Annotated in this window: 12 protein-coding genes and 1 pseudogene; 7 read left to right on the plus strand and 6 right to left on the minus strand. The window is 74.3% G+C overall.

The window, feature by feature from the left end:
* Positions 1-69: 69 nt before the first annotated feature.
* Positions 70-969, plus strand: coding sequence for a Gfo/Idh/MocA family oxidoreductase (locus AB0J08_RS22555; protein WP_360636988.1), 900 nt, complete (start codon positions 70-72; stop codon positions 967-969).
* Between the two features lie 37 nt (positions 970-1,006).
* Here AB0J08_RS22555 and AB0J08_RS22560 read toward each other — a convergent pair whose 3' ends face one another.
* Positions 1,007-2,098 carry a hypothetical protein gene (locus tag AB0J08_RS22560; protein WP_360636991.1) on the minus strand — a complete coding sequence of 364 codons (1,092 nt, stop codon included), beginning with the start codon at positions 2,096-2,098 and terminating at the stop codon, positions 1,007-1,009.
* Positions 2,099-2,197: 99 nt separating this feature from the next.
* On the opposite strand from AB0J08_RS22560, the gene AB0J08_RS22565 reads away from it, so the two are divergent.
* The 4 genes from AB0J08_RS22565 to AB0J08_RS22580 all read left to right on the plus strand — a co-directional run bounded on the left by AB0J08_RS22565 (position 2,198) and on the right by AB0J08_RS22580 (position 6,656).
* Positions 2,198-3,226 (plus strand): phosphotransferase family protein, encoded by a 1,029-nt coding sequence (locus AB0J08_RS22565; protein ID WP_360636994.1) that lies wholly within the window; start codon positions 2,198-2,200, stop codon positions 3,224-3,226.
* Entirely contained in the window at positions 3,226-4,467 is a 1,242-nt protein-coding gene (locus tag AB0J08_RS22570) for an acyl-CoA dehydrogenase family protein (protein WP_360636997.1), read from the plus strand. Before AB0J08_RS22565 ends, AB0J08_RS22570 begins: the two co-directional genes overlap by 1 nt.
* A gap of 144 nt (positions 4,468-4,611) precedes the next feature.
* On the plus strand, positions 4,612-5,901 hold the full coding sequence (locus AB0J08_RS22575) for an esterase (RefSeq protein WP_360637000.1): 1,290 nt from the start codon (positions 4,612-4,614) through the stop codon (positions 5,899-5,901).
* 317 nt (positions 5,902-6,218) lie between these two features.
* A complete protein-coding gene (locus AB0J08_RS22580) occupies positions 6,219-6,656 on the plus strand; it encodes a hypothetical protein (RefSeq protein ID WP_360637003.1) in 438 nt (145 codons plus the stop codon).
* A gap of 209 nt (positions 6,657-6,865) precedes the next feature.
* Here AB0J08_RS22580 and AB0J08_RS22585 read toward each other — a convergent pair whose 3' ends face one another.
* The 4 genes from AB0J08_RS22585 to AB0J08_RS22600 form a co-directional block, all read right to left on the minus strand.
* Positions 6,866-7,027 (minus strand): hypothetical protein, encoded by a 162-nt coding sequence (locus AB0J08_RS22585; RefSeq protein WP_360637006.1) that lies wholly within the window; start codon positions 7,025-7,027, stop codon positions 6,866-6,868.
* Between the two features lie 271 nt (positions 7,028-7,298).
* The gene (locus AB0J08_RS22590; protein ID WP_360637009.1) at positions 7,299-10,247 is read right to left on the minus strand and encodes an AAA family ATPase; all 2,949 of its coding nucleotides are present in this window, start codon (positions 10,245-10,247) and stop codon (positions 7,299-7,301) included.
* A gap of 175 nt (positions 10,248-10,422) precedes the next feature.
* Positions 10,423-10,821 carry a hypothetical protein gene (locus AB0J08_RS22595; RefSeq protein WP_360637012.1) on the minus strand — a complete coding sequence of 133 codons (399 nt, stop codon included), beginning with the start codon at positions 10,819-10,821 and terminating at the stop codon, positions 10,423-10,425.
* 427 nt (positions 10,822-11,248) lie between these two features.
* Positions 11,249-11,920, minus strand: a complete 672-nt coding sequence (locus tag AB0J08_RS22600) for a nitroreductase family protein (RefSeq protein ID WP_360637014.1) — start codon at positions 11,918-11,920, stop codon at positions 11,249-11,251.
* A 68-nt stretch (positions 11,921-11,988) separates the two neighbouring features.
* Between AB0J08_RS22600 and AB0J08_RS22605 the strand changes: the two genes are divergently transcribed.
* On the plus strand, positions 11,989-12,381 hold the full coding sequence (locus tag AB0J08_RS22605) for a helix-turn-helix domain-containing protein (RefSeq protein WP_360637017.1): 393 nt from the start codon (positions 11,989-11,991) through the stop codon (positions 12,379-12,381).
* A gap of 85 nt (positions 12,382-12,466) precedes the next feature.
* Here the strand turns inward: AB0J08_RS22605 and AB0J08_RS22610 are convergent, their stop codons facing one another.
* Positions 12,467-12,880, minus strand: a complete 414-nt coding sequence (locus tag AB0J08_RS22610) for a helix-turn-helix domain-containing protein (protein ID WP_360637020.1) — start codon at positions 12,878-12,880, stop codon at positions 12,467-12,469.
* A gap of 92 nt (positions 12,881-12,972) precedes the next feature.
* Here AB0J08_RS22610 and AB0J08_RS22615 point away from each other — a divergent pair.
* Positions 12,973-13,218, plus strand: a pseudogene (locus AB0J08_RS22615) (NmrA family transcriptional regulator); the annotation flags it as partial.

Here is a 13,218-nt window from a genome sequence, read left to right on the forward strand (position 1 = left end):
GTGTAGAGCAGCACTGCCCTGCACCGCGCGTCGGTGCCGGGCAGCCACGAGCAAGGAAGAAGAGAGAGCATGCGGATCGGACTGCTGGGCACCGGCCCCTGGGCGGAGCGGGTGCACGCGCCCGTACTGGCGGAGCACCCCGACTTCGAGTTCGCGGGTGTCTGGGGCCGCCGGCCCGAGGTGGCCGCCGCACTCGGCGAGGCGCACGGTGTGCCCGGCTACCAGGACCTCGACCGGCTGCTCGCCGAGGTGGACGCCGTGTCCATCGCGCTGCCGCCGACGGTCCAGGCGGACCTCGCGGTGCGCGCCGCCGAGGCCGGCTGCCACCTGCTGCTGGACAAGCCGGTCGCACTGACCGTCCCCGACGCCCGGCGCGTCGTCCACGCCACGCAGGCCCACGGCGTCGCCTCGGTGGTCTTCTTCACCGTCCGCTTCGGCGGCGACCAGCTGCCCTGGATCGAGAAGCAAGCCGCCACCGGCGGCTGGTTCACCGGCCGCTCCGACTGGCTCGGTTCCGTCTTCGCCGCCGACAGCACCAGCCCGTACGCGGCCTCGCCCTGGCGGCAGGAGAAGGGCGCGCTCTGGGACGTCGGCCCGCACGCGCTCTCGGTGCTGCTCCCGGTGCTGGGCGACGCCGTCCAGGTGACCGCGGTGGCGGGCCCACGGGACACCGTCCACCTCGTCCTGCGGCATGCCGGCGGCGCGTCCAGCACCCTCGCGCTCAGCCTGACCACGCCGCTCGCCGGCGGTGGCACGGGCATGGAGCTGCGCGGCGAGTCCGGTGTCGTCCACCTCCCCGAGCGCGGCGAGGGCCCGCTCGCCGCGCTCCACCGCGCCCTGGACGCCCTGCGCGACTCGGCGCGCACCGGCGAGCCCCACCCCTGCGGCGCGGCGTTCGGCCTGCGCGTGGTGGAGATCCTGGCCGCCGCCGAGCGCTCCCTGGCCGAAGGCGGCCCGGTCGAGCTCTGAGCCCGCGCGCTGTTGCCGTGAGACGGCCCCACCGGCCCTACCCCGCCGTCTCCGGTCGGCGGTCGGCCGGGCGGGCCGGGGGGATGGGCGGGGCGTGGAAGTCGCGCGGGCCGGTCCACAGGGCGGGGACGGCGTCGCTGCGGCGGGCCAGTTCGTAGGCCAGGGCCTCGTAGTTGACGCGCCAGCCGTGGAAGTGGGGCCAGGCGTCGGCGGCGGCGCGTTCGCGGGGGAAGCCGGCGGCGGTGATCATCGCGACCGCCGCGTCGAACTCCGTGTAGCTGAGGCGGATCGGGTTCTTCGGGTCCGGGTCGGAGTCGAACTCGACGCGCAGCGAGCGGGCGACGTCGCGCAGGGCGGTGAAGCCGGCGCGCAGGACGAGGCGGGCCTCGGGCGGGGCCGAGCGCGGGTTGATCGCCAGGTGGATGGCGGCGGCGTCCATGACGGCGATCAGGCCCACCACCCAGCTGCGGTTCGGCTGCGGGGAGCGGAAGGAGAGCAGCACGGGGTAGTTGGAGTGGCTCTCACCGATGTCGGCGGCGAGCCGTTCCCAGTCGCGGTAGAGCTGGGGGAGCGCGGTCTCGGTGTCCACCAGGGACTGCCGGGCCAGCAGCTCCGGGCCCCAGGCGGGTTCGCCGGCCCGGGACTGGAGGAGCGTCACCTCCACCTCGCGCCGGTTGTAGGCGCTGTACAGGGTGGGCAGGTAGGCGATCTGCAGGGCGATCACCAGCGGGCCGCTGGCGGCGGCCATGAAGTCGATCACCGACAGGTGGAGCCGGTCCCCGCTGGCGAAGCCGAGGGTGAACAGGCTGGAGCCGGCCTCCCGGAACGAGACCGCCCAGTTCAGCTGTGAGGTGCCGTGCAGGAGCAGGGTGTACGCGAGCAGCATGCTGCCGAGCCACACCCCGAGCATGCCGACCAGGATCAGCGGCGCCAGCCAGGTCTGCGCCCGGTCCTGCGCACGGTAGGTGTCGAACGGGGCGGCCGACCACCGCAGCAGCGTCCGCAGGACCCGCCAGAGCCGGTGGACCAGCGACGAGTACAGTCCGCGCGGGACGACCAGCGTGCGCAGGACGCTGGCGACGGTCAGGAGCAGCAGCAGTACGCCGGCCAGGGTGTGGATCAACCTCATGGCGACATTGTGGCGGTACGGCGGCATTGACAGCGCACAGTCCCCGGCTGAATGCTAAGCAAGCGCTTAGTCAGGATCGCCGACCAGGAGAGTGAGCCCATGCCCGACACCCCCGCCGACCCACCCGGCCTGGACCTCGACCGGCTCCGCGCACACCTGGACCGCGAGCTGCCCGGTGCCGTCCGGGGCGCGCTGCGGGCCGAGCTGATCGAGGGCGGCCGCTCCAACCTCACCTATGTACTGACCGACGGCACCTCCCGCTGGGTGCTGCGCCGCCCGCCGCTCGGGCACGTCCTGGCCACCGCCCACGACATGGGCCGCGAGCACCGGGTGATGACCGCCCTGCGGGGCACCGGCGTGCCCGTCCCCGCGACCCTGCTGCTCGACGCCGGTACGGACGTGCTCGGCGCGCCGTGGTACCTGATGGAGTACGTCCCCGGCACCGCGCACCGCGACGCCGGCCCCCTCGCCGCCCTCGGCGAGCACCGCGTCCACGCGCTCGGCGGCCAACTGGTCGACACCCTCGCCGCCCTGCACCGGATCGACCCGGCCGCCGTCGGCCTCGCCGACTTCGGCCGCCCGGAGGGCTACCTGGAACGCCAGCTGCGGCGCTGGTCCACCCAGCTCGCCGCCTCCCGCAGCCGCGACCTGCCCGGCGTCGACCGGCTGCACGGGCTGCTCGCCGCGCGGCTGCCCGTCTCCCCGGCGCCCGCGCTCGTCCACGGCGACTACCGGCTGGACAACGTGCTCGTCGACGAGCACGACGCCATCACCGCCGTCCTCGACTGGGAGATGTCCACCCTCGGCGACCCGCTCACCGACGTCGGCCTGCTGGTGATGTACACCGAACTCGCCGGTGTCGGCGGCGGGATCATCCCCTCCGCGGCCACCGCCCCCGGCTTCCCCGCCGCCGGCGAGCTCGTCGCCCGGTACGCCGAACTCACCGGGCGCGAGGCCGCCGACCTCGACTGGTACGTGGCCTTCGCCTCGTTCAAGCTCGCCGTCGTCGCCGAGGGCATCCACTTCCGCTTCCGGCAGGGCCGCACTCTCGGCGCCGGCTTCGAGCGGGCCGGCGAGATCGCACCCGTGCTCGCCGAACACGGCCTCACCACCCTCAAGGACCACTGATGGACTTCGCCTACGACGCCCGGACCGAAGAACTGCGCCAGCGGCTGCTGGCCTTCATGGACGAGCACGTCCACCCGGCCGAGCCCGTCCTGGACGCCCAGCTGGCCGACCCCGACCGGGTCGCCTGGAGCGTCCCGCCGATCGTCGCCGAGCTCCAGGCCGAGGCCCGCAAGCAGGGCCTGTGGAACCTCTTCCTGCCGGCCCGGCAGAGCCTGCCGGGGGAGGGCGGCGCCGGCCTGACCAACCTGCAGTACGCGCCGCTCGCCGAGATCACCGGGCGCAGCCCCCAGCTCGCGCCGCCCGCCCTCAACTGCGCCGCCCCGGACACCGGCAACATGGAGCTGCTCGCCCAGTTCGGCTCCGCCGAGCAGCGCGAGCAGTGGCTGGGGCCCCTGCTGAACGGCGAGATCCGCTCCGCCTTCGCGATGACCGAGCCCGACGTCGCCTCCTCGGACGCCACCAACATCGCCACCCGGATCGAGCGTGACGGCGACGAGTACGTCGTCACCGGCCGCAAGTGGTACATCACCGGTGCGATGAACCCGCAGTGCCGGATCTTCATCGTGATGGGCAAGACCGACCCCGACGCCGAACCGCACCGCCGGCAGAGCATGATCCTCGTCCCGCGCGACACCCCCGGGGTCACCGTCCGGCGGGGCATGAAGGTCTTCGGCTACGACGACGCCGACCACGGCGGCCACGCCGAGGTCCACTTCGACGGCGTCCGCGTCCCGGCCGGCCACCTGATCGGCACCGAGGGCTCCGGTTTCGCCATCGCCCAGGCCCGCCTCGGGCCCGGCCGGATCCACCACTGCATGCGGGCCATCGGCATCGCCGAGCGTGCCGTCGAGCTGATGTGCCGCCGGACCCTGGACCGGGTGGCCTTCGGGCGCCCGCTCGCCGAGCAGGGCGTGGTGCAGGACTGGATCGCCGAATCCCGGGTCAGGATCGAGCAGTTGAGGCTGCTGGTACTCAAGACCGCCTGGCTGATGGACACCGTCGGCAATCGCGGCGCGCACACCGAGATCCAGGCCATCAAGATCGCCACCCCGCGCACCGTCGAATGGATCCTCGACAAGGCCGTCCAGGCCCACGGCGCGGCCGGCGTCAGCCAGGACACCCCGCTCGCCCAGCTCTGGGCCGGCAACCGCACGCTGCGCCTGGCCGACGGACCGGACGAGGTGCACAAGCGCTCGTTGGCCCGGAACGAGCTCAGGCGCCACCGGTCGGGTGATCGCTAGCCACCCTCCCCGGCGTGTCATACCGCAGTAGTACGACCGCAGTTGGCACCGCGGTATGACGTTCGTGCACCGCCCCGGCCCGTACGGTCACGGTACGGGCCGGCCGGTGGACGGCGGCGTCGACGGTGAGGAGCTGGGGGAGTCATGCGCAAGCGGGGACACGGGCAGGGCGTGCGGACGGGGATCGCCGCACTGCTGGCGGCCACGGCGGTGCTCGGTACGGCGGTCGCGCCGGCCGCGGCGGTGGCGGCCCCGGCCGTGGCGGAGCGCCGGGCGCAGGCCTGGCTGCCGCAGCCCACCGGGCCCTACCCTGTCGGCACCACCTCGCTGCACCTCGTCCACACCGGGCGGCAGGACCCGTGGCGGCCCGGCCGGGCCCGCGAGCTGATGATCAGCCTCTGGTACCCGACCGCCCGGCCCGCGGTCGGCGACGAGCGGGCCCGCTACATGGAGCCCGCCGCCGCCGAGCACTTCGGCAGCGCGGACGGCGCCGGGGTCTTCAACTACCGCACGCTGAGCGACCGGACGGACTGGTCGGCGGTCCGCACCCACGCCCGTCAGGACGCACCCGCCCTGCCGGGCGGCCGCCCGCGCCCGGTGGTGCTCTACTCGGCCGGGCTCGGCGACCCCCGCGCCTGGGGCACCGGCCTGGTCGAGGACCTCGCCTCGCGCGGCTACGTGGTGGTCACCGTCGACCACACCTACGACGCGTCCGAGGTGGCCTTCCCGGACGGCAGCCTGGCCACCTCCGTCTTCCCGGCCATGCTCGGCACGCCCGACCTGGACATCGGCGCGCTGCTGCGCAAGGCCATGCGGACCCGGGTCGACGACACCCGCTTCGTCCTGGACGAACTCGGCGCGCTGCGCACCGACGGGCGGCTCCCGGCCGGCCTCGGGAGCTCGCTGGACCTGACCCGGATCGGCATGGCCGGTCACTCGGCGGGGGGCTTCACCGCCGTCCAGACCATGCACGACGACCCGCGCATCACCGCCGGCGTCAACCTGGACGGCCAGCTGCACTTCCCCGGGCCCACCGGCGAGGGCGTCTTCCTCGGCAGCGTCGCCGAGGACGGCCTGGACCGCCCGTTCCTGCTGATGGGCACCGACAGCGCGGACTCCGGCGATTACCACCAGCAGCCCGGCTGGGACGCCCTGTGGCGGCACAGCCGGGGCTGGCACGCCGATGTCACGCTGGCCGGCTCCCGGCACGGCTCGTACACCGACGCGCAGTCGCTGCTGCCGCAGCTCGCCCGGCAGGGCGCGGTGGCGGGCGATGTGCTGCGGGCGGACGTCGGCGACGTCCGGCCGGAGCGGGCCGTGCTCGCCACCCGGGCGTACGTCGCCTCGTTCTTCGACCGGTGGCTGCGCGGGCACGACGACCACCTGCTGGACGGGCCGTCGCCGCGCTTCCCGGAGATGGGCTTCGCCCGCTGACGGCCCGCTGACGGCCCGCTGACGGCCCGCGTCGGTGGTCCTCGCGGTGGGGCGGGCGCGGCGGGGAGGGCGCGGTGGGGAGGGTGCGGGCAAGGATGGCCGGCTGGTGTGCCGATATCAGCGCGGGGGGAAACGGGGCACCACACGAAGACGTCGGAGCGGCGAGATTCGGACAGATGAAGGCCGAAATTAGATTCTGGCTTTGAAATGAAGGTTGGAATCAAATGTTCCGGTCGAATCCATGGCAGTATGTGCGGTGTGAAGCGTGAAATGTCACATGGCTTCACTCATCCACACCTACGAACGGGAAGCATCCGATGAATCGGCTCCTCGCCATTGTGGCCGGCAGCACCCTCCTGACCGTCGCCGGCGTCGCCCAGGCCTCCGCCCAGACCACCGACGAGGCCGCGTCCGCCGCTGTCACGAGGACCTGCGCCAGCAGCTACCGTGGCGTCGTGGTGAACGAACTCTGCGCCGTCGTCTACGGCGACCAGGTCACGTTCACCGGAACGGCCACCCCGACCAGCTTCACGTGGACGCCGCGGGCGGTCTCCTTCCGGTTCACCGCCTCGGTGGTCGGCGGCCCCGGCCTCGGCGCCGAGAACCCGACCACCGTCGTCCAGCGCTACGCGACCGAGGTGGGCAGGATCTCCGGTGTCGCCCCCTGCGGTTCCACCGTCGAGGCCACGATCGAGGCCGCCGAGTGGGGCTGGCCGCCGTCGACCGCCACCCTCTCCGTGCCGGTGACCTGCTGATCCGTCCGGCGGGGAACGGCCTGCCCGCTCGGGCACGGCTCGTCCGCCCGGCCCCGACCCGGCCTCCGGCCGTGCACACCGTGCGCGGCCGGAGGCCGGGCGTCGTTCCGGCGGCGGCGAGCGAGGCGGGCCACCGGCTCGGGCGCGGAGGCGGGAGGCCGTCCCGCCGGTCCGTCGAGGCCGAGGGTCCGGTCCGTCGAGGCGGAGGGTCAGGCCGAGCCGGGACGGCTCAACCTGGCCAGCCGCACCAGGGCGAGCGGGTGGTGGGCGGCCTTGCGGGGGGAGGGAGAGATCCTCACCGTGGCACGGGCCTGCTCCGGGTCGCCCGACAACGCGGTGGGCGGGTTCAGCGAGTGGTGACGTGCACTCATGTCGTCGGAGCCTTCCTGGTCGGGGGGCGCGGCGGCCTTCCCGCCGGCAACTCCAGCGAACCGGCTCGGACCGGCCGGATCAATGCGGGGGACTACCTATCGACGTGCGCGAATGCTGGGTGAACCGCCCGCGAACGGGACGAGCCGGGGCCGCGGGGCGGCCCGCGCGCAGGCCCGCCGACGCGGTCGGCCGCCGCCCTTCCCGCCGTCGCCCGCGCCGCCCTTCCCGCCGTCCGCCGCTGTCGCGCGCCGTCGGCCGGACGGCCGCGGGTCAGACCGGGGTCCCGTCCGCCGCGCCGTTCCCGGCCTCCGCCTTGGCGAGCGCCCGCGCCGTCTCGGCACGGCTCGTACCCAGCTTGTGGAGCACGTTCGCCACGTGGTGCTCGACGGTCCGGGGGGAGAGGAACAGGGCCTGCGCGATGTCCTGGTTGCCGGCGCCCTGCGCGAGGAGTTCGGCGACCTGCCGCTCGCGCGGTGACAGGCGCTTGCCGTAGCCGCGGCGCCCGGGCGAGCCGGTGTTGCCGAGGTCCAGGTCGCGGCGGAGCTTCTGGCAGCGGGCGATGTCGGAGGTCGCCGCCACGGCGAGGTAGACCTGCTCCGCGGCGGCGATCCGCTCGGTGGCCCGGGCGCGGTCGTGCGGGGCGAGCGCGGCGGCGATCCGCTCGTCGGCGCGTGCCGCCTCGTACGGCCGGCCGATGTCGTGCCACTGGTCCCGGGCCCGGGTGAACGCCTGACCGGCGCCGGGCTCCCCGGCGGCGGTCAGCAGCAGGCCCCGGGCGAGGTCGAGGGCCGCCGACACGGCGGGCGCGTCCCGGCCGGTGAGGGCGACCGCGGCCTCCTCGGTGACGGCGCCCGCCAGGGCGTGGCCGCCGGTGGCGAGGAGCGCCTCGACGGCGACCGGCAGCAGTTCGGCGGTACGGGCCCAGGCGTCGGCCTGGCGCGCGGTGGTGAGGGCGGGGCCGACCGTGGCGGCGGCCGCGACGGCGTCGCCCTCCAGCAGTTGCAGACCCGCGAGCCCGGCCGCCGCGCGCAGGGCGGCGGTGACCTGGGACTCCCGCTGGCCGTACCGGCCGGCGATCTCGAACTCCTCCCGGGCCAGGGCCAGTCGGCCGCGGGCCGCGGCCAGGCGGCCGAACAGGAGGGAGCGTTCGGCCCCGGCCATCGCCAGGTCGTCGAACTCCGCGCCCAGGGTGTCGAAGCGCTGCTCCAGCCCCTGCCAGCGGCCGGCCAGCAGGTCCAGCCGGATCAGCGCGAGGCGGCTGTAGCACTCCAGGTACGGGATGGCCGCCTGCCGGGCCAGCCGCCGGCTCTCCGCCAGCAGGTGGGAGGCCCGACGGTCGTAGCCGAGCTCGATGGCGATCTCACCCGTGTTGTACAGCGCGCGGGTGGTCTGCCGCATGACCTCGGGGCGTTCGGAGGACCGGGGCAGTTCGTCCAGCCGGTCCCACACCGCCGGGTCGCCGTCCCGGGCGAGGAAGGTGAGGGAGGTGGCCCGTACCGCCGCGGCCACGTCCTCGTCCGGATTGGTCGCCAGCAGGCTGTCCGCCCGCGACAGCCAGGCCGCCGCGTGCCGGCCGGCGCCGTCGCGTTCGTCCATGGCGATCGCCACCATGGCCCGGGCCGCCCGGGCGGGGCGCTCCTCCAACTCGTCCAGGGCTTCGCGGATCCGGTCGAACCCGGCCCGGTTGCCGCTGTGGACGGCGGTGAGGAAACCCAGCGCGAGGCGGATCTCGCCGCGGTCGGCGACCGGCAGCCGGGGGTCGGCGATCATGCCGCTCAGGACCTGGATGCTGGCCGCCGGATCGACGTCGTCGGCCGCGATCCGGGCCAGGGCCAGTGCGGCCCGGCCGCGCCGCTGCGCGTCGAGGCCCGGTTCGTCGAGGAGGCCCCGCAGCATCGTCCGTGCGCTGCCCGGGTCGCCGAGGGCCACGGCCTGGTCGGCGGCGGCCTGGGCGAGGTCCTGCCAGGCCCGGCGATCGCCCATGGCCAGCGTGTGGTGGGCGATCTGGACCAGCGGCCGGGGGACGCGGGTGTCCAGGTCCTCGACCGCCCTGCGGTGCAGGATCCGGCGCCGCGGACCGGGAACGCGCTGATAGGCCACCTGCTGGGCCAGCACGTGGCGGAAGGCGTAGCGGTCGGGGGCGCTCTCGTGGAGGACGGCCGCACGCAGGGCCTCCGTCAGCCCGTTCGCGCCGGCGGTGGCGTCCAGCCCGGCGACGGCGGTCAGCAGGTCCTCGTCCGCGGGGACGGCGAGGACGGCGGCGGCCGCGACGACGGCGTCGCCGTCGGCGCTGAGGCGGGCGAGCCGTTCGGTGACGGCGTCCCGCAGCCCCTGCGGCACCTCGCGCCGGGCCAGTGCGGCGGCCAGGTCGGCACTCTGGTCGGCGCTCGGGCCGGTACCGCTCGGACGGCTACCGGTCCGGGCCCCGGCCCGGGGCCGTTCGGCGATGGCGAGCAGATCCTCCTCGGCGGTCAGGGGCAGCCCCTGGCTGCGGTCGAAGAGCACCCGGGCGAGGTCGGACGTCGCGCGCGGGCCGAGCGCGGCACGGGCCAGCTCGTGGACGTCCGGCTCGGTCAGCGGGCCCAGCCGGATCAGCGCGCCGGCCACGCCGGTCGGGCGCCGGTAGGCCGCGCCGAACGCCGGGGCGTCGGGCGGCATGTCCTCGGCGCGGTAGGTGACCGCCAGGGCGAGCCGCGGCGGCATGTCGCGGGCCAGCTGGAGCAGCAGGTCGCGCGTCGCGTCGTCGGCCCAGTGCAGGTCCTCGATCACCAGGATCGCGTCGCCGAGTGCCCCGAGCAGCGCGCGCAGGCCCTGGACCAGCAGATGGCGCCGGGAGAGCAGGCCCTCGCCACCGGACGGCGCGGGGGGCAGGGACGGTGCGAGATCGGGCAGCACCCAGCGGAGCGCCCCGGTGCTGGGCGGGAGGTTCTCGGGCGGGGGCAGCCGGTCGGCGGCGTCCCGCAGCGCGTCGAGCACCGGGCCGAACGGCAGGGGTTCGCGCAGCGGGTGGCAGAGGCCGCTGAGGACGGCCCCCTCCGGCCCGGCCTGGGCCGCGACGGCCTCGGCCACCAGGCGTGACTTGCCGATGCCGGCCTCGCCCTCGACGACCAGCACGGCCGGCGGGTGGGACAGCGCGTCGCGTGCCCGCGCGAGTTCCTGGTCGCGGCCCACGAGCGCGAATCCGGCGCCGTGGGCGGTCGGCGGCTGAGGCCGGCTCATCGCCGCGCCGCCTGGGGACGGTCGTGGCGGACGGCGTATCCGGTCTGGGCGGGCATGTCCCTATGATGCCTCTGCCCCGAGCGGGCGGGCCCGGCGCGATGGTCAGCGGCCTCCGAGGCGCCCGCCCACCGCCGGCGCACGGCTCCGGCCCGGCCAGGACCAAACCGGGCAGGACCTAACCGGGCAGGCCGGCCGGGACGCCGTCGAGGAACCTGTCCCCGGGCCGCACGATGCGGCCCGGGGTCTCGACGACCTCGCAGCCTGCCCGCGCCAGCCGGGCGACCGTCGCCGCGGCGGCGCGGTCGTCGAGCGAGAACACGAACGGTCCGGGAACCAGGACGAGGTCCGTCCACCCGTGCTCGGCCGCCGTCAGCAGGTTCTTCAGGGCGGGCAGCGGGCCCCTGGCGGACCGGCCGTGGTCGGCGTAGACGTCCGGCAGGGGCAGTCCCAGCCGGACGGCCAGCATCTCCATGGCGGAGCGCACGTACTCCGCCTCGCGCGCGTCGTACGGGTGGCACCGCAGGTACATCGCGGGTCGTCGCACCGATCTCACCGGCGTGTGGGCGTCGTCCATGCCGTTCACCTGGCCTTGCTCGTCGTGAAGCCTTGTGCGGGGAGCAGTCGCGGAGCTCGGCGTGACGGGACGGTCGCACCGGGCGCGATGCCCGTCGGCGCCCCGGTGGCCGCTGCGGCTCCTGTGGTGCTCCGGGCCGATGGTCAAGCGGACCTCGGCAACGGTGCGGGGAACAATGCGGGGGACTACCCATCTCTCGCTCCGCGCCGGTTCGGGCGGCCCGCCGGAGCACGGCCTCGTCCGCCGCGTGGCGCCGGCGTCCGGCCCGTCCGCCCGCCCCCCGTCCGCCCGAAGGAGCACCACCCGTCCCCCCGGACGCCCCAAGGACCGGGCCTCGGGACGAGGGCGCCCCCCGGTGAGCGGCGGCCCGTAGCCGCTTGTTGTACCCGGATCGCCGGGGTAGGTGGCGCGACGGCCAGGCAGGCCTCTATTCCTGGTGTGCGGTGCCCCGTCGTGCAGTGTGCCGTTCGTAGAAGACGTTGTGCTCCAGGGGACGCCGGCCAGGATGGCGCCGTTCCTCCGCCGGGTAGCCGACGGACACGAGCAGTGCGATGACCAGGTCGTCCCGGTCCTCGATCCCGATCACCTTCTTCACCTTGTCCTCGTCCCAGCCGTTCATCGGCGACGTTGCCAGGCCCATCTCGGTCGCGGCGAGCATGACGAACGAGGCCGCGATCATCGCGTCCTTGACCGCGTACTCGCGGAGCAGGCCTCGCTTGTCGAGGTCTTCCTGGAACGCCGTCGATGCCGCGGAGAACATGGCGATGAAGTCGTCGTTCCATGCTCCGTCGCGCCGGGCCCGGTCGTAGACATCGCTGTGGTCGTCACGCCAGGACTGCGGCTCCGCGACGAAGACCAGCACGACGGGGGCTTCCTGCGGCTGCGGCTGTCCGCCGGTGGCCCAGGCGAGTCCTGCACGCCCCTCGTCACCGGCCACGACGACGATCGACCGGTCCTGGAGGTTCCAACTGGTAGGCGCTTCGACGGCGAGCTCAAGCAGCGAGGACAGGTCAGCCTCGGGAATCGGATCGGGCCGGTAGTGGCGCACGGTGCGGCGGGTACGGATCGCGTCCGCGACGGAGAGTGTCTGGTTCTTCATGACACTCACTATCGGAGAGTCTCTCCCCAGTAGAAAGAGGGCACCTTTTTGTGCGTTACTCTCCACTCATGAAGACCGTGGTGGACTCCTCCGGACTGCCGGCCGACGCCTACTCCGCGAAGTGCCCGACGCGCCAGGTCCTCGACCACATCGCCGGCAAGTGGACGATCCTGGTCGTAGACGCCCTCCTCGAAGGCACGATGCGCTACACCGAGTTGAGCCGACGCATCGAGGGCATCTCACAGAAGATGCTCACCCAGACTCTGCGCAGCCTCGAAGCCGACGGCTTCCTCACCCGCACGGTGTACCCGACCATCCCGCCCCAGGTCGAGTACGACCTGACCGGGCTCGGCCAGAGCCTTGCCGGGCCCATCACCGCGCTCCGGCAATGGACGGAAGCCCACATCAACGAGATCGAACGGGCCCGGGCCCGCGTCACCGCCGAAACCTCAGTCCGCTGATCTGCTGATCCGAACGCGGGAGGCAGTCCCCTCGTGGCGAATCGTCACGTCGGCGACTCCCCGCCCCGAAACAGGACTTGATCGTCTAGCGGATCTCGGAGTCCGGGTTGGCGGCGTCCCAGCCCCGCCGGGAGTCCAGGATCGCGTCGTGGTGGTCGTAGGACCAGTCCGCCATCGCCCGGATCAGATGGGTCAGGCTGTGGCCGATCGCGGTCAGCTCGTAGTCCACCTGCGGCGGGACGGTCGGGTGGACGGTCCGCGACACCAGGCCGTCGCGCTCCAGCCGGCGCACGGTGAGCGTCAGCATCCGTTGCGAGATGCCCGGCACGGCGCGCTGGAGTTCGCGGAACCGCCGGACGCCCTGGGCGAGTTCGACCACCACCAGGACCGACCACTTGTCACCGAGCCGGTCCAGCAGTCCGCGGATCCCGCAGTCCACGCCGTCCTCGCACCAGACCACCGGCCGGGGGGTGGTTACCGCGGTGTGCCCCACTGACATCGAAGTGCCTCCTTACGCCGAGCGCCCAGGGTACCGAGGATGGTCACCGGGCAGCGCGGAGAGCCGCGGGCCCGGAATCGACCTTGGAGGTAGTGGTGCTTCTCGTCACCGGTGTCAACGGCGGACTCGGCTCCCTGGTGCTGGAGCGGCTGGCCGCCCTGCCCGGTGGGCTCGACGGGGTGCTGATCGGCAGCCGCACCCCGGAGCGGGCCCCGGCGCTCGGCGCCCCCGTCCGGACGGTGGACTTCGACCGGCCGCAGACGCTGGCGGACGCCTTCGCCGGGGTGCGGACGCTGCTGCTGATCTCGGCCGGCTACGGCGAGGACGACGTGGTGATC

The organism is Kitasatospora sp. NPDC050463, from assembly GCF_040655255.1.
Lineage (GTDB): Bacteria > Actinomycetota > Actinomycetes > Streptomycetales > Streptomycetaceae > Kitasatospora.